The 21308-nt window shown below is 72.5% G+C and carries 9 protein-coding genes; 1 reads left to right on the plus strand and 8 read right to left on the minus strand.

Features of this window, described 5'->3' with window-relative positions:
• Positions 1 to 251: 251 nt before the first annotated feature.
• From thrB to ABGB21_RS08385, 7 genes are all read right to left on the minus strand, one after another.
• On the minus strand, positions 252 to 1247 hold the full coding sequence (thrB, locus tag ABGB21_RS08355) for a homoserine kinase (protein WP_347677197.1): 996 nt from the start codon (positions 1245 to 1247) through the stop codon (positions 252 to 254).
• Positions 1248 to 1309: 62 nt separating this feature from the next.
• A complete protein-coding gene (locus tag ABGB21_RS08360; RefSeq protein ID WP_347677199.1) occupies positions 1310 to 1570 on the minus strand; it encodes a hypothetical protein in 261 nt (86 codons plus the stop codon).
• A gap of 14 nt (positions 1571 to 1584) precedes the next feature.
• Positions 1585 to 2451: an SPFH domain-containing protein gene (locus ABGB21_RS08365; protein WP_347677201.1), complete on the minus strand. Its 867-nt coding sequence runs from the start codon at positions 2449 to 2451 to the stop codon at positions 1585 to 1587.
• Between the two features lie 78 nt (positions 2452 to 2529).
• Complete coding sequence (locus tag ABGB21_RS08370) at positions 2530 to 3738, minus strand: MFS transporter (protein WP_347677203.1); 1209 nt, start codon at positions 3736 to 3738, stop codon at positions 2530 to 2532.
• A 187-nt stretch (positions 3739 to 3925) separates the two neighbouring features.
• On the minus strand, positions 3926 to 7252 hold the full coding sequence (locus ABGB21_RS08375; RefSeq protein WP_347677205.1) for an efflux RND transporter permease subunit: 3327 nt from the start codon (positions 7250 to 7252) through the stop codon (positions 3926 to 3928).
• Positions 7253 to 7563: 311 nt separating this feature from the next.
• Complete coding sequence (locus tag ABGB21_RS08380) at positions 7564 to 13803, minus strand: RHS repeat-associated core domain-containing protein (RefSeq protein ID WP_347677207.1); 6240 nt, start codon at positions 13801 to 13803, stop codon at positions 7564 to 7566.
• A gap of 23 nt (positions 13804 to 13826) precedes the next feature.
• Positions 13827 to 17180, minus strand: coding sequence for a LamG-like jellyroll fold domain-containing protein (locus tag ABGB21_RS08385; RefSeq protein ID WP_347677209.1), 3354 nt, complete (start codon positions 17178 to 17180; stop codon positions 13827 to 13829).
• Positions 17181 to 17323: 143 nt separating this feature from the next.
• Between ABGB21_RS08385 and ABGB21_RS08390 the strand changes: the two genes are divergently transcribed.
• Positions 17324 to 20146, plus strand: coding sequence for a BTAD domain-containing putative transcriptional regulator (locus ABGB21_RS08390; protein WP_347651115.1), 2823 nt, complete (start codon positions 17324 to 17326; stop codon positions 20144 to 20146).
• 12 nt (positions 20147 to 20158) lie between these two features.
• Here ABGB21_RS08390 and thrC read toward each other — a convergent pair whose 3' ends face one another.
• Complete coding sequence (gene thrC / locus ABGB21_RS08395; protein ID WP_347651116.1) at positions 20159 to 21208, minus strand: threonine synthase; 1050 nt, start codon at positions 21206 to 21208, stop codon at positions 20159 to 20161.
• Positions 21209 to 21308 lie beyond the last annotated feature (100 nt).

A 21308-nucleotide genomic window follows, 5' to 3' on the forward strand; every position in this document is an offset into this window, starting at 1 on the left:
ATAACGGGGCCGGGCGGCCTCGGTGCACCCGCCTCGCCTGACGCGTCGCGGGAGTCTGTAACACAGCAGCCGGTAGATTTCCGACCCACCAACATCGGTGGGCAGGTCTCGCCGCCTGCGGCGACCTGTGGAAACTGCGGTGCGGCGTGAACCTAGGCAGGGGTGAGACGGGCTGACCGCCGAAAGCTTCGGGGGTGCACCGACCCGCAGGAGTCGCATTGCTTCGCGGCTGTGCTAGGTCTAGAGCGTAATCAACTCTTCCGACCTGCGGCAACAGGGTCCCGCTCGGCGTGTCCCAGTCTACCCCTATCGACCCGGGCCCCGGCTACGTCTACCGCCAACCTTTGCGCGGCCCATCCCATTCCCGGCAGGTGCTCGTCGGGAATGCTGGTCAGGGCGAGGATCGTCGGTCCCGCCCCACTGACCACAGCCGCCACACCGGCCGCACGCAACCCGGCCAACACGGCGGCCGTCGCCGGCATTCCCGGCGCCCGGTAGTCCTGGTGCAGCCGGTCCTCGGTGGCGGTGAAGAGCAGTTCCGGCGCCGCGGTCAACGCGTGCACCAGCAGCGCCGCCCGGCCGGCGTTGCGGGCCGCGTCGGCGTGCGGCACCACCGCCGGCAGGGCGGCCCGGGCCTCCGAGGTCAGCCCGCGTTCGTCCGGCACCAGCACGGTCGGCCGCACCTCGGGCGCGACCTCGAGCCGGCACGCCCCGGCCCCGCCACCGGCACCGGCGTCCCGGTCCCCGGCATCGGCGCCGGCCAGGCCCTGCGGTTCTTCCGTCCAGGCGATGGTGAAGCCGCCCAGCAGGCACGGCGCGACGTTGTCCGGGTGCCCCTCCAGGTCGGCGGCCAGCCGGAGCACGGCCGCGTCGTCGAGCAGTTGGTCACCGTCGACGACAAGCGCCCGGGCCAGCGTCACCCCGGCGACGATCGCCGCCGAGGAGGAGCCGAGGCCACGGGCCTGCGGGATCCGGTTGACACACTCCACCGCCAGACCGGTCGGCTGGCCGCCGAGCACGTCGAAGGTCACCCGCATGGCGCGTACCACGAGATGTCCGTCGTCGGTCGGCAGCTCACCGGCGCCCTGGCCGGTGACGTCGACGTGACAACCGGCCGGGGCGACCCGGGCGCTGACGTCGTCGTACAGCGCCAGGGCCAGGCCGAGAGTGTCGAAACCCGGGCCAAGGTTGGCGCTGGTCGCGGGCACCCGGACCCGGACCGGCTCGGAGAGGAAGGACGGGCGCACCGGTTCATGCTAGGCGGCGGCCGGTCCGGCGCCGTCGCGGTGTCCGCGCCCTGGGACGTCGGCTACCCGGATTCCGCCGACCCGGCCGCCGGACCGGCACCGCCGTCCGGTGCCTTCGCGTCGGTCGGGTCGGCCGGCGCCGCCGTCGCCGGTTCGTCGTCGCCACGGGCCGGCCGCAGTGTGCGGCCGGCCGTCCGGAGCGCCAGGCGCAGCGCGTACTCGATCTGGGCGTTGACACTACGGAGGTCGTCCGCGGCCCATCTCGCGATCGCGTCGTGGACCTGTGGGTCGAGCCGCAGCAGGAGCTTCTTACGCTCGGCCATGAGAGAGGAAGGTCCTAGCTGTAGAGGGATCCGGCGTTCACCACCGGCTGGGCGGCCCGGTCACCGCAGAGTACGACCAGCAGGTTGGACACCATCTGCGCCTTCCGCTCCTCATCCAACTCCACCACGTGCTCCTCGCGCAGCCGCTCCAGGGCGTTGGAGACCATGCCCACCGCCCCCTCCACGATCTTGAACCGGGCCGACACGATGGCGTTCGCCTGCTGACGGGCCAGCATCGCCTGGGCGATCTCCGGCGCGTACGCCAGGTGGGTGGTCCGCGACTCGAGCACCTCGACGCCGGCCAACTCGACCCGTTCCCGCAGCTCGTGGGTCAACTCGTCGCTGACCACCGTGCTGTCCCGCAGACTCGCCCGGGCCGAGTCGTGCGCGTCGTACGGGTAGCTGGTGGCGAGGTGCCGGACGGCGGCCTCGGACTGCACGGCGACGTACTCGACGTGGTTGTCCACCGCGAACGCGGCCTTGGCGGTGTCGACCACCTGCCACACGACAACGGCCGCGATCTCCACCGGGTTGCCGTCGGCGTCGGAGACCTTGAGCCGGTCGGTCTCGAAGTTACGGACCCGCAGGGTGACCTTCTTACGGTCGGTCAGCGGCCAGGTCCAGTGCAGGCCGGGCTGCCGGACGCTGCCGACGTAACGGCCGAAGAACTGCACCACCTGGGCCTCGTTCGGGTTGACCACGATGAATCCGGTGGCGGCGAGCAGCACCACCAGGCCGTAGCCGATGACCACGGCGAGCATCCAGGGCGCCGGCCCCGAGTTGGCCAGGACCGGGACGGTCACCGCCAGGGCGACGGCGGTCAGGATCAGCAGCGCCCCGATGGCGGCGAAGCCCGAGAGCCGGAAGGCGGATCGCTCCATGACATCTCCTCGCTATTAAAGTGATATCACTACGATAGCGAGCGTCCGCAACCCGGTTCAAGAGGGATTCGCCTCGTCTCAGGACCGGTCGAGGCGGCGGGTCGCCACCCACCAGCCGGCCGCGTAGACCACGGTGACGAGGCCGCAGCCGGCGATCACCACCCGCTCGTCGACGTGGTCCACCACCGCGGCCACCGCCAGTTGACTCACCGAGATGGCGAGGGTGGCGAGCATCATGTCGGTGGCGAAGACCCGGCCCCGCAACCGGTCCGGCACCTCGCCCTGCAGGGCGAAGTTCGACATCACCCAGTTGGCGCCGCCACCGAAGTGGGCGACGAAGACCAGCAGCAGCACGAGCGGGAACCACCGGACCAGCGACACCCCGAGGTACGCGATGCCGTACGCGGACATCGAGACGGCGAGGCCGGTGAGCAGCCAGGAGCGGTGGCCCAGGACGCGGCGCATCAGCAGCGGACCGACCAGGGCGCCGGCGCCGCGTACCGCGAAGAGCAGCCCGGTACCGATCGCCCCGACCCCGTACAGGGCGGCCATCAGCGGGAAGACGGTCAGTACGCCGTTGCCGAGCCCCACCGCGCTCTTGACCGTGACCAGCGCCAGCACCCGGGGACGGGCGCCGATGTAGGCGAGCGCCTCCCGGATCGCCGCCCAGGGCCGCGGGACCGGTGCGGTGTGGTCGCGCGGGGCCTGCAGGGGCCGGCGGATCAGCCAGGCCAGGCCGGCGGCCACCGCCAGGCCGACCGCCGCCACCCAGAAGCAGGCGTACGGGCCGACGGCGGCGGTCAGCACCCCGCCGAGCGAGGCGCCGACCACGGTCATGGTGCCCCAGGCCGAACCGGCGACCGCGTTCGCCGGCGCGAGGTCGACCGGGTCGACCACGTTCGGCAGGGCCGCCTGCGCGGCCGGCGAGTAGAACGCCTTGGCGACCGCGACCGCCCCGATCGCCAGCAGTGCCAGCCAGGCGGTGGCGGCGCTGCGGACACCGAACAGGAGCAGGACCGCCGCCAGCGCGGTCAGGTTCGCCACGATCATGATCTTCTTGCGGTCGACCCGGTCGGCCACCGTTCCGGCGTACGGCAGCAGCAGGGCGAGGACCCCGGTGTCGACGGCGAGCACCAGGGCGCCCCAGACCCCGCTGCCGGTCAGCTTCGGCAGCAGCACCAGCAGCGGCACCATGACGAACCAGTCCGCCCCGAAGACCACCAGTTCGGCGGCGAAGAGGCGACGGAAGTCCCGATTACCGGTAAGGACCGAAAGGGGTGACGACACGTACGCGAACCTTACCGGCCGGCGTACGGGGTCGACCGGCAGCGCCCGCCCTGCGCCAGCAGCAGGCCCTGCGCCAGCAGCAGGCCCCCCGGGTGCCCGCAGACGGCCCCGGGCCGGACCGGATTCGGTCCGGCCCGGGGCCGGTGTGCGGCGCGGAGCCGCGGGATCGGCGACCGATCCCCGACGGTCAGTTCTCGCCGGGCGGGGGCAGCGGCGAGCGGCGGCTCTTCGGCAGCCGCAGCACCTCGAACTGGTCGGTGCCGTCGATCAGCGCACCGGACGGCGCGGGCCGGCCAGCGACCGCTGCCGACGCCGGGGCGGCCACGGTCGTGCCGGCGGCCGCCGGCCCCGCACCGGAACCGGCCGCACCCGCGCCGGCAGGCACCGGCCCGCCGGCCGACCCGGTACCGCCGGTCGGCGTCTCCGGGTCGACGGCGACGTCCTGGCCGGCCCTGCCGGCCCGCCGCCGCCGGAACCGCTCCTTGGTGTTCTCCACCATCGTGTAGAGGGTCGGCACCAGCACCAGGGTGAGCAGCGTCGAGCTGACCAGCCCGCCGATCACCACGATGGCCAGCGGCCGGGAGATGAAGCCGCCCTCGCCGGTCAGGCCGAGCGCCATCGGCAGCAGCGCGAAGATGGTCGCGATCGCGGTCATCAGGATCGGCCGCAGCCGCCGTCGGCCGCCCTCGACCACCGCCTCGACGATCCCCATCCCCTGCTCGCGGTACTGGTTGACCAGGTCGAGCAGCACGATCGCGTTGGTCACCACGATGCCGACCAGCATCAGGATCCCGATCAGCGCCGGTACGCCGAGCGGCGTACCGGTGGCCAGCAGCAGACCGACCGCACCGGTGGCCGCGAACGGGACCGAGACCAGCAGGATCAGCGGCTGGATCAGGCTGCGGAAGGTCGCCACCATGATCACGAAGACGATCGCGATCGCGGCGAGTACGGCCAGTGCCAGGTCGGCGAACGCCTCCTGCTGTTCCGCGCTGACGCCGCCGATGGTGAACGTCGCCCCCGGCACGTCGAGCCCGTCGAGCCGCTCCCGCAGGTCGGCGGTGATCGCGCCCAGGTTCGACCCGGCGGCGGTGCCGCTCACCGTGACGCTGCGCTCGCCGTCGATCCGGGTGACCGCCAGCGGCCCCTGCACCTCGGCCACGTCGGCGATGTCGTCGAGCCTGACCGCACCGCCCGGCCCGATCGGCAGCGCCCGCAGCGCCTCGATCCCGGCCGGCGGCAGCCCACCGCGCAGCACCACGTCCCGCGGCTCGCCGCCGAGGTTGACCTGGCCGAGCGGGGTGCCCCGGAACTGCTGGGCGACCAGCTGCCCGACGGCGGCCTCGGTGAGCCCGACCCGGGCGGCGGCGGCCCGGTCGACGGTGACGTCGATCCGGGGTGCGCTCTCCGCCAGGCTGCTCTGCACGTCGGTCACCCGGGGCACGTCCGCCATCAGCTGCCGGACCTGCTCGCTCGCCCGGGCCAGCACGTCGGCGTCCGGCGCCCGGACGATCACCTGGATCTGGTTGGTCGAGCCGCCGCCCGGTCCGCCGGCCCCGCCGAAGCGGAGGTCGCCGACGCCGGTCAGCTTGTCGAACTCCGTCCGCAGCGCCTTCTCGACCCGCTCGGCGTCGGTCCCCTCGTCCAGCGCGACCGAGAAGCTGGCGGTGTTGGCGGCGCCTCCGCCGCCGAACGGTCCACCGCCGCCACCGGCGGTGACCTGGTACGACCTGACACCGTCGGTCCGGGACAGCACCCCCTCGACCTGGCGGGCGGCCGCGTCGGTGGCGGCCAGGCTGGAGCCGACCGGCAGCTCCTGGTTGATGCTCAGGGTGTCCTGTCCGGAGCTGTCGATGAAGTTGGTCTCCAGCCGGGTGGCGAGACCGAAGGTGCCGAAGAGGACCACCAGACCGATACCGACGGTGAGCCAACGCCGGTGGGTGGCGAAGTCGATCACCGGCAGGTACGCCCGCTGCAGCGGGCTGCGCAGCTCCTTCTCCTCCGCCTCCCGACGGATCTCCTCGGCGTCCGCACCGCCGTTCGCGGGCCGGAGGAACCAGTACGCCAGCACCGGGATGATGGTCAGCGAGACCAGCAGCGAGGCGAGCAGCGCCACCGTCACGGTGATCGCGAACGGTGCGAAGAGCTGCCCGACGAAGCCGCCGACCAGCACGATCGGGGTGAAGACCGCGACCGTGGTGAGGGTGGAGGCGGTGACCGCGCCGGCCACCTCCCGGACACCGGTCAGGATCGCGGCACGTTTGTCCTCGCCGTACCCGAGATGTCGTTTGATGTTCTCCAGTACGACGATCGAGTCGTCGACGACCCGGCCGACCGCGATGGTGAGCGCGCCGAGGGTGAGCAGGTTCAGCGAGTAGTCGCCGATCCAGAGCGCCAGCAGCGCCACCAGCACCGACAGCGGGATGGAGACCGCGGTGACCAGGGTGGACCGGACGGAGAGCAGGAAGACCAGGATCACCAGCACCGCCATGACCAGGCCGAGCAGGCCCTCGGTGGTGAGGCTCTCGATCGACTTCTCGACGAACGGCGCCTGGTCGAAGACCACGGTGAGGGTCGCACCGGAGGCGGCGGTGAGGTCGTCGAGCCGGTCCTGGATCTCGTGCGAGATCCGCACCGCGTTGCCGTCCGGGGTCGCGGTGACCATGATGCCGAGGCTGTCCACACCGTCGGTACGGGTCAGCGAGGTGGGTGCGGCCGGCTGCTGCTGCACGGTGGCGACGTCGCCGAGCCGTACCGGCGCCTTGCCCGGCCCGGACGGCGGCAGGTAGATGTCCGCCAGCTCCTCGACCGAAGCGATCCGGCCGCCAACCTGCACCGTCCGGGTCTGGTTGTTCTCGGTGACCGCGCCGGCCGGGATGGTCACGCCGTTGGCCTGCAGCGCCGTACCGATCGCGGTCGGCGCGACCCCGGCTGCGGCGAACTTCGCCGGGTCGGGGGTGATCACCACCTGCTGGTCCCGCGCCCCGGTCACCTCGACCGTGCGGACCCCCTCGATCGCCTCCAGTTCCGGTACGACGGTCTCGGCGAGCCGGTCCGCGAGGGCCTGCGGGTCACCGGCACCGGCCGCGGCCAGCACCACCGCCGGAATGTCCGCGGTGCTGCCGGCGAGGACCTGCGGCTCCACGGTGGCCGGCAGCTGCGCCCCGATCCGGTTGATCGAGGTCTGCAGCTTGTTGACCGCGTCGTCGAGGTCGGTGCCGAACTCGAACTCGACCTGCAGCGTCGCGCTGCCCTCCCGGGACGTCGAGGTGACCTTGGACAGTCCGGCGATGCCCTGGATGCTGTTCTCGATCGGCTCGGCGACCTGCGCCTCCACCACCTCCGGCCCGGCACCCGGGAACGGCGCGACGATGAACGCGGCCGGGAACTCCAGCGAGGGCAGCAACTGCTGCTTCAGCGAAGGTACGGCGAACGCCCCGAACCCGGTGATCACTATCGCGACGAGGGCGACGAGCCCCCGGTTGGCGAGACTGAGTCTGGCGAGCAACGACATGCGGCGGCTCACTCCTGTGCATGAGTAGCGCGAGGTGACGCTCACGCGGGCTTCGAGGCTGCGCGGCACCAGCAGTGTGCCTGACGCACATCTCGTCCCCGCTGCGGGGGCGGACGCGTCCAGCACCCGCCAGGGTGACGCCGCCCCCATCGTCCGGGGCCCGCCCGGCCCCTCGCCAACCCGCCTCAGGGTCCTCTCAGCTCCCGGCCCCGCGCCGCCGGACGACGGTGGCCGCCGCCGGTCCTCCGGCGGCGGCCACGGTGGTCAGCCCACCAGGTCGGTGTGTCGGTGCCGGCCCTCGCCGGTCCGGCTCACCACATGTTCCAGGCGGTGTTCGACACCCCGAACCCGAAGCTCGCCGTGCCCCACATGTTGGACTTGAAGTTGCCGCCGACGGTGCCGCGCCGCAGCGCCGCCTCGGAACGGCCCAGTCCACGGGCTATCGAGGAGCTGACCCGGTAGCCCCGCTTCGTCCAGAGGTTCGGAGTGGGGATCTTGTTCACCAGTTTCGCGCCCCGGGCCGCCAGTTTCGACCCGGCCGCGAAGCCCGCGCCCAGACCGCCGGAGAGGCCGGAGAGTGCGTTGAGCGCCCCGGACCGGTAGTTGCCGCTCTTGAAATCCTTGTAGGCATCGTAGCCGGAACTGATCGCCGCGCCGATCCCACAGACCACCACGGCAACGGCCGAGCAGACCGCGAGGATCGTCGACCGGTTCTTCCAGGCCCACTTGCCGACCTTGGCCGCGCCGCGACCGACCGACTTGACGGCCCGCCCGGCGGCCTTGCGGCAGGCGCTGCTCCAAAAACTGGTCAACTTGCAGCTGCTGCTCTTCTTCCGCTTCTCCGCCGCCTCCCGCGCCTTCTTCTCCCGCTCCTTCCGGGCTTGTTTCGCGGCGTACTCCCGGGCGAGCCGGCGGGCCTCCGCGGCGATCGCCTGGTCGTGCTGGCGCAGGTCACCCGGGTAGACCTTCGGCTTCGGCTTGCTGTAGTGACAGCTGTCGCAGTAATAGCTCCGGGCCGGGCTCTTCCGGGGGGTCGCCTTCTTTTTGGTCTTCTTCTTGGCCTTCTGCCCCTTCTTCGGTGGCGGGTTGTTGTAGCCGCCGCAGCCGTCGCAGTAGTGCCCGCCCGGCAGGATCCGCCACTGGCCGTCCGGGTCACTCATCGTCACCGGCGTGTTGTCGCTGTAGGCGTACCCGTTCATCTGCTGGGGCTGTTCCGGGTCGATCAGCGGGTCGACCGAGAGGAACCGGCCGAGCTCCGGGTCGTACTCCCGGGCGCCGAGATGGGTCAGCCCGGTGGACGCGTCGACGGTGCCGCCGACGTATCCCCGGTCGGTGGGCCAGCCACCCGATCCGGCGCCACGCAGCTCCCCGAACGGCAGGTAGCGACGCTGGGTGACGGCCAGGTCGGCGGCGTCGACCGAGAGCTGCGCGGTGTTGTGCCGGTCGGCCACCTCGAAGGCGAGCCCGGAGGTGCTGGTCCGGACCGCGGTCACCTCGCCGAGGTCGTAGAAGCGGGCCGCCGAGACGGCACCGGTCGACCGGGTCAGCTTCACCTCGGTGTTCGGCAGGTAGAGGGTCACCGAGGTGGGATCGCGGCGGATCAGCCGGTCACCGTCGGCGTCGTACAGGAACTCGGTGACCTTGGCGCCCTCGGTGACCCGGCTCAGATCACCCTCGGCGTCCCAGGTCAGGACCTGGGAAGACCCGCCGACCGTCCGGCCGGTGGTGTTACCGGTGGCGTCGTAGCCGAACCGGTCGGTGCGGTCCCCGGTGGTGACCGTGGCGAGCGCGTGCGGCTGGGCCCCGCCGGCAGCCGGGTACGTCGACCGGCTGGTCACCCCGGCCCCGGTGGTGGTGCTGCGGTTGGTCTCGGTCAACCGGTTGCCGGTCTTGTCGTACTCCCACGACTGCCAGTACGGGGCCGGACCGCCGAGCACCGCCGGCGTCGGTGCGGCGGCACAGTCGTCGGTCGCCGTCCACGCCTCGCGCAGCCGACGCAGGTGGTCGTACCGGAAACACTGGGTGTCGGTGGTGCCGGCGGTCGGCCGGTCCGAGATCCGGGTGACGTTGCCGGCCGGGTCGTACGTGTAGTTGACGTCGGCCAGCCGGGTCGGCGACACACTCCGGTCGACCAGGGCCCGGCTGAGCTGCCGGGTCGTGTCGTCGTAGAAGAACGTCTGGACCAGCTGCTTCCCGGCCGCCGCCTGCAGGGTGTACTGCGACACCTCGTCGTACGGGGTGTAGCTGGCCGCGACGAGCTGGGTACCGAGCCCCGACTGGGCGGACTGCAGCCGGCCGTGCGCGTCGTAGCCGTAGCGCAGCGTCTCCGCGGCGAGCCCACCGACCGCCGGATAGCCGACCGCCAGGTCCAGCCCGGTGTCGGTGTAACCGCTGTCCAACCGGTAGCTGCCGGCCAACGCCCCCTCCGCCGCCGGGATCGTCACGGTGGTGCCGAGCGACCGGTACCGGGTGTCGTAGCCGTTGACCGAGACGACGTAGGCGTTGCCGTTCACGTACCGGGTCGAGCTGGCCAGCTGTCCCTTCACCGGCACCCCGCTGACCAGCCGGTCGTACGTCCACTCGGCCCGCTTCGGCCCGGACGTCGACCCCTCGTACAGGGCGGTCTTGCGGCCGAGCTGGTCGTAGCCGTACGCCAGGGTCACGCCCCGGGCGTCGGTGGTGGTGAGCAGCTGGTCGGCGTCGTCGTAGCTGTAGCGGATGGTCCCCCTGTCCGGGTCCCGCTCCTCGATCTTGCGGCCTCGCAGGTCGTAGCCATACCGCCAGACGTTGCCCATCGCATCCGTGACCGAGGCGAGCTGACCGTCCCGGGCGTACGTGTAGGTCGTCGCGTCGTAGCTTCCGGACGGTGTCGGCCCGGTGTACTGCCGCAGCTCGGTGGTCCGCCCCTCGGCGTCGAAGACCGTGGTCGTGGCGGTACCCCCGGCCGGCGGGGTGACGTGCGTCCGGTCCCCGCCGTAGGAGCTGGTGGTACGCCACTTCTCGGTGCCGTACGAGACCAGGATCTCGACGGTCTCCCGGTCGACGCCGTCGTGGACGTACCGGGTCTGGGCGGGGACGGTGTTGTCGGCGACCACCAGCAGCGTCGTCCCGGCGGCACCCTCGTTCCAGTAGGCGCCGTTCTCCTTCGACACCAGGCCCCGCGAGTCGTGGTAGGTGTCGGTGACGGTCCGGCCGCCGTCGGGTGCCGGCGCCTGCGTCTGACGCTCCCGCAACTGGCCGTCGTAGAACTCGTACGTCGACTCGTAGCCGCCGTCGTCGCGGAGGGTCTGGGTGGTGACGACGTTCGGCGCGTCGGTCCGGACCAGGTAGGAGTACTTCTGGTTCGGCGACGCCCCGTCCGCCTTCGACCGGTCGGCGAACCAGATCGCGGTGGCCCGACCGAGCGGGTCGTACGTCTGGTCGACCCGGCGGCCGTTCGGATCGACGATCGCCGTCTCCTGGCCCCACGCCGGCTCCAGGGTCGTGGTGACCGTGTGGCCGAGCGCGTCCGTGACGACGGTGCCGGTGGTCGGGCCGCCGCTGGCCGGGGTGAACGCCGTCGTCGTCTTCCGGTCCAGCGCGTCGTACGCCTCGACGGTCCGGCCGTAGCTGTCGTACCGGGCCCGGGTCGCCTGGACGTAGACCGGGCTGCCGTTGGGGTAGCCGGACAGCTCCTGGGTCAGCGTCACGTCACCCCGGGTCGGCGCGGCGCCGAAGGTCGTCGAGCCGTCGTAGAAGGTCCGCAGGTCGGAGATGACGTCGCCGGGGCGGGACGGGGTGGTACCGCAGGCCACCCCGACCCGCTCCTGCCGGGCCACGAACTCGATCATCCAGGCGCCGGTGTCGCGGGCGTACGTCGTCCGCAGACACTCGTCGTCCGTCGTGGTCGACAGGTCACCCAGGTCGTCGACCTGGCTCGGCAGACCGTACGAGTCGAAGCCGGTCCGGGTCTCGGTACGCCGCCAGCCGCCGGCGGCCAGCGCGAGCCGGCTCCGCTCCCGGGACACCCCGGTCAGGTACGCCCGGGTGGAACCCCGGGTCGCGGTCGCCGCCGACACCCAGCCGTCACGGATCTCGCCGTCCACGACGGCGCCGCCGACGCCGTCGTAGGTGATCTCCTCCCGGACGAACCCGGCGAGCGCCGGGTGGTCGGTCACCGCGACCCCCTCCGAGTCGGTGACCGAGACACTGCGGGTGCCGCTGCTCAGCCGGTCGCCGTCCATGCCGCGCAGGTACAGCTCCTCGTGCTGCGACCGCACCCCGCCGGGGGCGCCCCGGGTGGTCCGGACCCGGGCGAAACCGCGCCACTCGCTCCAGGTCCGGTACTTCGCCGGGGTCAGCTCGTTGTCGTCGTAGTGCCAGGCCGCGCCGCCCAGGTACTCGTAGTCGGTCTGCTCGATGCCGGCCAGCCCGGACTGGTCGTCCTCGAGCACCTGCACCGCGACGTACTTGTGGAACCAGTCGAGCTTCGGCGCCAGGGCGCCCTCCGGCACCCAGTACTGCGGGAAACAGCGTCGGGTGTTCGAGTCCGGGGTCGGGGTCGCCGAACGGGTGCAGTCCTTCGCCGAGTAGTTCACCCGGACGTGTCCGCCGGACTCGTCGTACACGTCGCTGAGCCGCCACTTGTACATCGGTGGGATGCCCTCCTCGGCATCCACCCGGTTCTCCAACTGGACCCCCTCGAAGCGCACCGCCGGCAGGGCGAGGCTGCCGCCCACCTTGCCGGTGTTGGTGACCGAGGCGAGCCAGAGCGCCGGCGAGGTCCCGTCGCCCGGGTCCCGGAACTGGTAGCCGAGCGTCCAGGTGTCCACGTCCCGGTAGGTGGTGCCGGAGGCCAACACCCGGGTCGTCACGCTGGCCAGCCGCCTGCGGCTCCAGAACGTCGGCGCGAAGAGGTCCGTGCAGGTCGCGCCGGCGGCGCACGCCTGGTCGTACGGCACGTCCGGCCAGTTCTTCGCGGTGTCCTTGGTGATCGCACCGGTGCCGCAGGTCGCCCCGGCGGCACAGCGCTCCTCGGTGCCGAAGACCACCCGCATCGGCGCGGACGCGGAGTACATCGTGTCGGACCGCTGCCCGTAGTCGATCCGCCTGAGGTGACCGGCGCGGACGTACGACGTACCGGCGCTCGCGGTCCGGTTCCGGCCGTAGTGGTTCGTCTCGGTCTCGTAGAAGTACGACATCGCGTTGCCGTTGGGGTCCACGACGTAGTCCAGGTTCCACCGCCACGCCTGGGTGCAGTACGACGCGGCGAAGCTGCTCGCGTGGCAGGGCTCGCCGGAGTCATTGCCGAAGACCGGCGCGGTCCACGTCGAGTTCGTCACCTCGTTGCCGCTGGCCCAGCCGGGCAGCCGGTGCAGCCCGTAGTGGTACCGGGTGCCGTCCCGGGTGGTGATCCGCCAGTGTTCGCCGTCGTTGTCGCCGTTGCTCGCCCCGGTCAGCCGCTCGACCCGGGAGCCGTCGTCGTTACGTAGCCGCCAGGTGCCGGAGGCGGCGTCCCGGACCAGTTCGACGGTCCGGCCGCCGGTGTTCAGGAACGCGTTGTCCGTCTCCCAGCAGAGGTCGTACGGCTTCGGGGTGGTGGTGACGTCGTCGGAGCAGGACTTGTAGCGCCGCTCGATGAAGCCCTCGCTGAGGTCCCAGCCCTCGCCGACCCAGGACGACTGGTTGTTGGTCGACGCGGTACGCCCGTCGACGCTGCCGGAGGAGTACTGCAGGTCCAGGTCGGGGGTCGGCCCGCCGAACGCGGGCGGCTCCTCCAGCGGGTACGACCAGGTGAAGTCGCCGGCCGAGCCGCCGGCCTGCCAGGACGACGACGCCGACAACTTCGTCGCCCGGTAGTCGCCGGCGCTGCCGGCCGGGGCGGCGGTCACCGCCAGCAGCGTCGCCCCGGTCCCCGCCGACACGTCGGCGGCCAGACGCGCGTCACGGACCGAGTTGGTGGTGGCCAGTGGCGTACCCGTCCGGCAGTCGGTCTCGTCCGGAGTGGTCAGCGCACAGTCGGGCAGCCGGACCAGCCGCAGCCGGGCGGCCCAGTCCCCGCCGTACGCCGACCGGAACGCCGAGTAGTCGACCTCCAGCGACAGGTCACCGGCCCGGTCCGGGGTGACGGTGAGGAGCAGCCCGGCGACGCCGACCCGCTCGGTGGCCGCCCGGTCCAGCACCCGCACCCGGGCCCGGCCCGGCACCCGCGCCGGGTCAGCCGCCCGACCGACGCCGTCCGTTCCCCGCGACCGCGGCGCGGCCACGCCGACGCGTACCGGCAGGTCACCGGCCTGGGCCCGGCTGCCGGCCGACAGCACCGTGTCGGCGGTCCCGGCCGGCCAGGCCACCGCCGCCGGTGCCGACGCCACCCCGGCGGCGGTCCGGGCCGACGTGCCGCGCGGCACGAAGTCGGTACCCGGCACCGAACGTTCCAGCTGGGTGTCGGGTACCCGGAAGGCCGGCGCGGCCGAGGCCGGCGGCGTGGGCACGACCAGCAGGCCCGCCGCCATCACCGCCGCGGTCAGCGCGGCCGCCACCGACGTCCTGCCGTTCCACCGTTGTCTCTGCACGACTCTCCCCTGTCCCGGACGCGTCAGTTGGGGTTGGCGACGGCGTTGTGGAGATCGAAGATCTCCTGGTCGGAGAGGACCCCGGCATAGGCCCGCACGTCGTCGACCCCACCGGTGAAGTACTGCGAGAAGCTCACGTTCGAGACCTGGCCGCGGCCGATCAGCAGCGCGCCGTTCGCGTGCCACGAACCGGCGTGGTGCGTCTCGTCCGCCAGCTGGCCGTTGACGTACAGCCGCAGCCGGTGCGCCTGCGCGTCGTAGACCGCCGCGAGATGGGTCCAGGTCCCGGCGACCGGGGCGTCGAACAGGTTTTCCGCCTGTCGCAGCTCCGCACCGGCCGCGTCCGTGGTCGAGCTGCGCACCGACCACAGGTAGGCCGCGTGGTCGTCGTTCCAGGAGTAGCCGAGGTTGAACCCGGCGACGGCGGCACCGAGCTGGCTCACCGCGATCCCGTTCTTGGTCAGCGTGTCCGGCCGCGCCCAGGCCGTCACCGTGTAACTGGCGTCGGTACGCACCGCCGGACCGGAGGCGGTCAGCACCCCGGTGGTGCCGTCGACCACCACCGCGTTGCCGCTGACCCCGGTGGTCCGGGTCACCCCGGTCGACGACCACGTCGCCGGATGCCCGCCGGCGGGGTCGGCCGCGGTGGTACCGCTGGTCTCGTCGAGCTTCCAGTGGCCGGCCAGCCGGGGAACCTGCTGCAGCTCGCCCGGCAGCAGCACCCGGTCGTGGACCCGAACCCCGTCGATGCCGCCCGTCCAGTACTCACCCCAGACGCCGGCGACCTGCGCCCGCCCGATCTGGAACGGGCCGGTGGCGCTCCAGGGGCTGGTGAACGCCGTCTCCGCCGCCAGCACACCGTTGACGTAGAGCCGGATCCGCTGCGCCGGCGCGTCGTAGACCCCGGCCAGGTGCGTCCAGGTGCCGGCTGCCGGGGCGCTGGTCGAGGTGGCCCGGACGAAGGTCGGCTTGTCGACGTCCGCCGTCGTCCGGTTGAAGATCCACCGGCTGTACGCGCTGGAGTAGTAGAGCGCGAACGCGCTGGCCCGGGTACCCGGCTGGGTGAACAGCACCTGGTTGTGGGACAGGTCGTCGATCCGCGCCCAGGTGCTCACCGAGAACGACCGCATGGTGTCCACCACCGGGCCTGAGGTCACCGCGTGTCCGCTCACCCCGTCCAGGTCCAGCGCGCCGCCGGTCACCCCGTCGGCCCAGGCCGCACCGCCGACCAGCGCGGCGTGCCAACCGTTGGCGGTGCTGTCCACCGCCGTCGTACCGTCCCCGGACTCGTCCATCGTCCAGTCGGCGACCGGGCCGGACGGCGGGCCGGCGTAGAAGACCACCGTCGCCACCGTGGACCGGTTCGCCGCCCGGTCCACCGACCGGACATGCAGCCAGTTCACGAACCGGTCCGGGGTGACCGACACGGTCGCCGTACCGTCGGCGGCCGGGGTGACCCGGCCGGACAACACGGTCGAGTCGCCGTTGAGCACGTACTCGTAGCTGGCGACGTCGGTTCCGCCGTTCGGGCCGAATCCGACCGGCACACTCCGGCCCATCACCGCGGTTCCCTCGGCACCGTCCGGGAACGCCGTCGACGTCACCGTCGGGATCGGCGGACGGCTGGTGTCCACCTGGAACTCGCACCAGGCGCTCCACGCGCTGTTGTCGGTGCCGTCCTCACCGCGTACCCGCCACCGGCCGGTCGCGCCGTTCGCGAACGCCCCGGACGGGATCTGCTTCGCGACGATCGTCGGTGTCTTGCCGGCGACCGAGGCGGAGAGGAACTCCCCGACCGGCGCGGTCCCGTCCAGGGTCCACCACTGGAAGCGGGCCTTCACCGAGTTGTCGGTGTCGCTCACCGTGGCCCGCAGGGTCGGGGTCGTGGTGCCGATCACCAGACGTCCGGTGCCGGTCTTGCAGACGCTGGCGCCGTCGGTGGTCAGACTGGTCGGCACCCCGGGCACCGTGTTGTAGGTGATGCTGATCGACGGGTTGTTGCGGAACCGCTTCCAGGACAGCGTGTCCTTGTTCGACTCGGCGGTGGCCGAGGCCTTCAGGCCCTGGTCCAGGGTGTCCCGTCCGGCGGCCGCGGCCTTGACCACGTGTGCGGTGACGTTGAACTCGATCCCGCCGGCCGGGCAGCTCGACGAGTAGCCCTTCGCCACGCTCTTGGCCGCGAGTTTGGTGATCCAACTCGGCTGGTTCTTCCAGGTCGTCGACGACGAGATGCCGCCGGTCTCCCAGACCTGCACCTCCCGCGCCGTGCACGAACGCGACCACACCTCGTGGGTCTGCAGCGTCGCGCCGAGGATGTGCTTGTTCTTGACCCCGCTCACGTTGAACTTGAAGAACGACCGGGTGGTCTTCCGGTCGGTGGCGTCGTACCCGACCCGGGCCTCGTCCTCGGCGTCGTTGGCCCCGTTCCAGAACGACAGCGTCGGATAGTTGCTCCACACCTGGGTCCAAGCCGTCCGCGACCCCGTCCAGGACGGGTCGATGTAGACCGGATATTTGGTGTTCCTGCCGGTCAGCAGGCCCCGGTCCGGGACCAGGGCCACCTCGCCGGTGCTCACCGCGGCCCGGACCGACCGCACCTGACCGCCCGGCACGGTACGTCGACCCGAGCCGCTGGAGTCCCACATGTACGGCGCCGGCGCCTCGAAGACCGCCCGCCCCGCCGCGTCCAGCGCCGCCAGGCTGCCGTCCGCCGTGGTCCGCACCGACAGTCCGGCCGTCGAGGTCAGCAGCCGGAGCCGGGCCAGCGCCGGATTCGCCGCCGCCTGCGCCGACCTGACCACCAGCAGCTCGGAGAAGCCCTCCACCAGCGCGCGTACGGTCAGGTCGACGCCGGGCAGCACCTCCGGGTACGTCGCCGTGTCACCGGAGAGCACCGGCCTCGGCAGCGGGGTGGGCCAGCTCAGCGCCAGTTCCGTGCCGTCGCGGCGCAGCCGGGCCATCGGCGCCGTACCGCCGCCGGAGAAGGTCATCTCCAGTGGGGTGGCGACCGGCGCGACCTGGCCGTCGGCGGAGAACCGGAGGGTGGTGTCGACCGGCACCCAGCCGTCGCCACGACGTACCCGGGTCGGCACCACCGTCTGGGTCAGGGTGAAGCTGCCGTCCGGGTTCGCCACGACCCGCTGCCGCTCGTCGCTCATCGCGGTGACCTCGACCGGCCGGCCGGAGCTCACCGCCGCCGCCCGGGCCGCCGCCTCGTCGAGCTCCGCCGCGAGCGGAACCGGCGCCGCCGTGGCCGGGGCGGCGACGGAGAGCGAACCGGCCAGCAGGGCCAGCACCGATCCGGTCGCGATCCGCCGCCCGAAGCCGCACCCGGACGGGCCGGACCCGCGCGACCCGTGCCACAGCCGAGTACGCATCACACACTCCTCCGATAGAAGGTCGTCGAACCTGGTGGTGGTGCACCGAGCCAAGATCGACCACAATTCATCCTTGGCCCGGTGGTAAATCCGAGCCTGGTCCGCGGTAAATCCCCTGGTGACGCCCGGGAATGGAGCTGCCGATGCCAGAGGTCTGGTTTCGGGTGCTGGGCCCGTTGGAGGTCCGGGTTCCCGACGCGGTCGTCCGGGTCCCGGAGGGGCGCCCGCGACAACTGCTCACCGCCCTGCTGCTGCACGCCAACCAGGTCGTCTCCGTCGACACCCTGCTGGAGCTGCTGTGGCGAGAGAACGAGGCGCCACCGACCGCCCGCAAGGCCGTCCAGGTCTACGTGTCGAAGCTCCGGCGACTCTTCGCCGACGTACCCCGGGTCGTCGTCCACGGATCGCGGCACGGGTACCGCCTGGAGGTTCCCGCCGACACCCTCGACCTGCGACGCTTCCGGGACCTCACCGCACGGGCCGCCGCCGAGCCGGCCGGATCCGACCCGGCGGCCACCGCCCGGCTGCTCGCCGAGGCGGTGGGCCTCTGGCGCGGCCCCGCCCTGGCGGAGCTGACCGGGACCGCCCGGGGGCAGCGACTCAGCGCCGCGCTCGACGAGGAGCGGGTCATCGCCACCGAGACCCGGCTGGACGCGCTGCTCCGGGCCGGCGACCACCGGCAGGTGGCCGGCGAGGCGGCCCGACTGCTCGCCGAGCATCCCCTGCGCGAACGGCCGCGTGGCCAGCTCATGGTCGCCCTGTACCGCTGCGGGCGGCAGGCGGAGGCCCTCTCGGTGTACCACACGGGTCGGGCGCTGCTCCGGGACGAACTCGGCCTCGACCCCGGCCGGGAGCTACGGGAGCTGCACGTGGCGATCCTGAACGGCACCGTCGCGCAGGTCGGGTCGCCCCAAGCGACGACGGACACCGCGACCACCCCGGTCGCGGCCCAGCCGGTGGTCCCCGCACAGTTGCCGATCGACCTGCCCAGCTTCGTCGGCCGGCGGGCGTACCTGGACCGGCTCGACGGGCTGGTCACACGCTGGTCCGGCGCCCCGGCCGCCCCGCTGGTGCTGAGCCTGACCGGGACGGCCGGCATCGGCAAGACCACCCTCGCCGTCCACTGGGCACACCGGGTCCGGCACCTCTTCCCGGACGGTCAGCTCTACGTCAACCTGCGCGGCTTCGACCCGGGCGCCGCCCCGGTGAGCCCCGGTGAGGCGCTCCAGGGTTTCCTGGCCGCCCTGCCCGCACCGGCCGGGCGGGTACCACTCGGCCTCACCGCACAGGCCGGCCTGTACCGCAGCCTGCTCGCCGACCGCCGGGTCCTGGTCGTCCTGGACAACGCCCGCGACGCCGAACAGATCCGGCCGCTGCTTCCGGGCACCTCCGGCAGCCTCGTCCTGGTGACCAGCCGGAACCGGCTCACCAGCCTGGTCACCACCGAGGGCGCCCAGCCGGTGCAGGTGGACCTGCTCACCGCCGCCGAGTCCAGGGAACTGCTGGCCGCCCGGCTGGCCCCGGACCGGCTCGCCACCGAGTCGGAGGCCCTGGCCCGGATCGTCACCCAGTGCGCCCGGCTTCCCCTCGCCCTCGCCATCGTCGCGGCCCGGGCCGCCACCAACCCCGGTTTCCGGCTGGCCGCGATCGCCACCGAACTGGACGAGGCACGCGGCAGCCTCGACGTCTTCGACGACGGCGACCGCGGCACCGACGTACGGGCCACGTTCTCCTGGTCGTACCGCACGCTCAGCCCGCAGAGCCAGCGGCTGTTCCGGCTGCTCGGCCTGCACCCGGCCGGTACCAGCACGACGGCGGGCGCGGCCAGCCTCGCCGGGGTCCCGGCCGACCGGGTACGTCCGCTGCTGATGGAACTGGCCCGGGCCCACCTCGTCACCGAACCGGCCCCGGGGCGGTACGGGATGCACGACCTGCTCCGCGCGTACGCCCGGGAACTGCTCGACGGCCACGAGCCGGAACCGGCCCGCCGGGCCGCCGCGCACCGGCTGCTCGACCACTACCTGCACAGCGCCTACCAGGCCAACCACATGCTGTACCCGTACCGGATGTCGATCACGCTGTCGGCGGTCCAGCCCGGCGCCGCGGCGGAACGGCTCGCCGACCGGGCACCGGCGCTCGCCTGGTTCACCGACCAGCAGGAGGTCCTGCTCGCCACCGTCGAGTACGCGGCGGCGCACGGATTCGACACCCATGCCTGGCAGCTGGCGTGGTGCCTGGCGACCTTCCTGCGTCGCGGCGGACACTGGCACGGCACGATCGCCGCGCACCGGACCGCGCTGGCGGCGACCCGACGCCTCGGCGACCGGGCCGGCGAGGCGCACATGCAGCGCGGCCTCGCCGTCGCGTACGCCGGGACGCTGCGCCACGAGGAGGCCCAGCACCACCTCACCCGTGCCCTCGAGTTGTTCGCCGAGGTGGCCGACCCGCTGCACCAGGCCGACGTGCACCACGGACTGGCCTGGTTGAGCGACCGGCAGGGCGACCACGACACCTCGCTGCACCACTCCCTGCGGGCGTTGGAGCTGTCCCGCCGGATCGACGACCACGCCGGGCAGGTCGCCGCGTTGAACAGCGTCGGCTGGACCCACGCCCGGCTCGGCAACCACGCCGAGGCGCTGCGCTACTGCCAGGAGAGCCTGCGGCTGTGCGACGGGTACGACGACGCCGCGTACCGGGCCAACGCCTACGACAGCCTCGGCTACACGTACCACCGGCTCGGCGACCGGGGGCGGGCCGTCGCGCACTACGCGCAGGCGGTCGACCTGCACCGCGAATCCGGCAGCCGCTACTACGAGACACGTACCCTGACCCGCCTCGGTGACCTGTACGCCGAGTCCGGTGACCGGTCCGCCGCCGACCGGGCCTGGCGTCAGGCGCTGGAGATCCTCACCGAACTCCACCATCCCGACGCGGCCGAGGTTCGCGCCAGACTCGCCGCCGCCTGACCTGTCGACCGCTCAGGCGAGGTCGAGGGCCCGCGCCGCGGTCAGTACGTCGTTGCGGATGGTGATCGGCGACGGCGCGGTCGAGATCGCCCACTCCGGGTCCTTGAGCCCGTGCCCGGTCACCGTGCAGACCACCGTGGAGCCGGCCGGCACCAGTCCGGCGGCGGCCTGCTGCAACAGCCCGGCGACACTCGCCGCGCTGGCCAGCTCGACAAAAACCCCGACCTCCCGGGCGAGCAGCCGGTACGCGGCGAGGATCTCCCGGTCGGTGACGGCGGCGATCAGCCCACCGGAGGCGTCCCGGGCGTCGACCGCCTTCGTCCAGCTCGCCGGGTTGCCGATCCGGATCGCGGTAGCGATGGTGGACGGTTCGCGTACCGCCTGGCCGGTGACGATCGGTGCGGCGCCGGCGGCCTGGAAGCCGTACATCCTCGGCCGGCGGGTGGTGTTGCCGGCCTCGGCCTCCTCCTGGTAACCCATCCAGTAGGCGGTGATGTTGCCGGCGTTGCCGACCGGCAGGCAGTGGATGTCCGGGGCGTCACCGAGGGCGGCCACGATCTCGAACGCCGCCGTCTTCTGCCCGTGCAGCCGGTCGATGTTGACCGAGTTGACCAGCGCCACCGGATAGTCGACGGCCAGTTTGGCGGCGAGCGCCAGACAGTCGTCGAAGTTGCCGTCGATCTGCAGCAGCCGGGCGCCGTGCACCAGGGCCTGGGCCAGCTTGCCGAGCGCGATCTTGCCCTGCGGCACCAGGACCGCGCAGGTGAGCCCGGCCCGGGCCGCGTACGCCGCCGCCGAGGCACTGGTGTTGCCGGTGGAGGCGCAGATGATCGCCTTGTTGCCGGCCTCGACCGCCTTGGAGACGGCAAGTGTCATGCCCCGGTCCTTGAACGAACCGGTCGGGTTCGCCCCCTCGACCTTCAGGTAGACGTCACAGCCGAGCCGGTCGGCGAGGACCGGCGCCGGGATCAGCGGCGTGTTCCCCTCGTACAGGGTGATCACCGGCGTGGCCTCGCTGACCGGCAGCCGGTCCCGGTACGCCTCGATCAGACCCCGCCACATAACGCTCTCCTCGCGACTCCCGCGTCGGCCGCACCCGCGGCGGCCTCTCTCCACGGTGACCCACCGTCGTCGATCGGCTCTCCGCGCACCAGCCGGTAAC

This window comes from Plantactinospora sp. B24E8 (genome assembly GCF_039871735.1).
Lineage (GTDB): Bacteria > Actinomycetota > Actinomycetes > Mycobacteriales > Micromonosporaceae > Plantactinospora.

What these genes read in the sequence shown, in the direction of transcription:
- ABGB21_RS08385 (WP_347677209.1), bottom strand. Translation starts at nt 17,180, where the DNA reads ATGCGTACTCGGCTGTGGCACGGGTCGCGCGGGTCCGGCCCGTCCGGG.
- ABGB21_RS08390 (WP_347651115.1), top strand. Translation starts at nt 17,324, where the DNA reads ATGCCAGAGGTCTGGTTTCGGGTGCTGGGCCCGTTGGAGGTCCGGGTT.
- thrC (WP_347651116.1), bottom strand. Translation starts at nt 21,208, where the DNA reads ATGTGGCGGGGTCTGATCGAGGCGTACCGGGACCGGCTGCCGGTCAGC.
- ABGB21_RS08365 (WP_347677201.1), bottom strand. Translation starts at nt 2,451, where the DNA reads ATGGAGCGATCCGCCTTCCGGCTCTCGGGCTTCGCCGCCATCGGGGCG.
- ABGB21_RS08375 (WP_347677205.1), bottom strand. Translation starts at nt 7,252, where the DNA reads ATGTCGTTGCTCGCCAGACTCAGTCTCGCCAACCGGGGGCTCGTCGCC.
- ABGB21_RS08360 (WP_347677199.1), bottom strand. Translation starts at nt 1,570, where the DNA reads ATGGCCGAGCGTAAGAAGCTCCTGCTGCGGCTCGACCCACAGGTCCAC.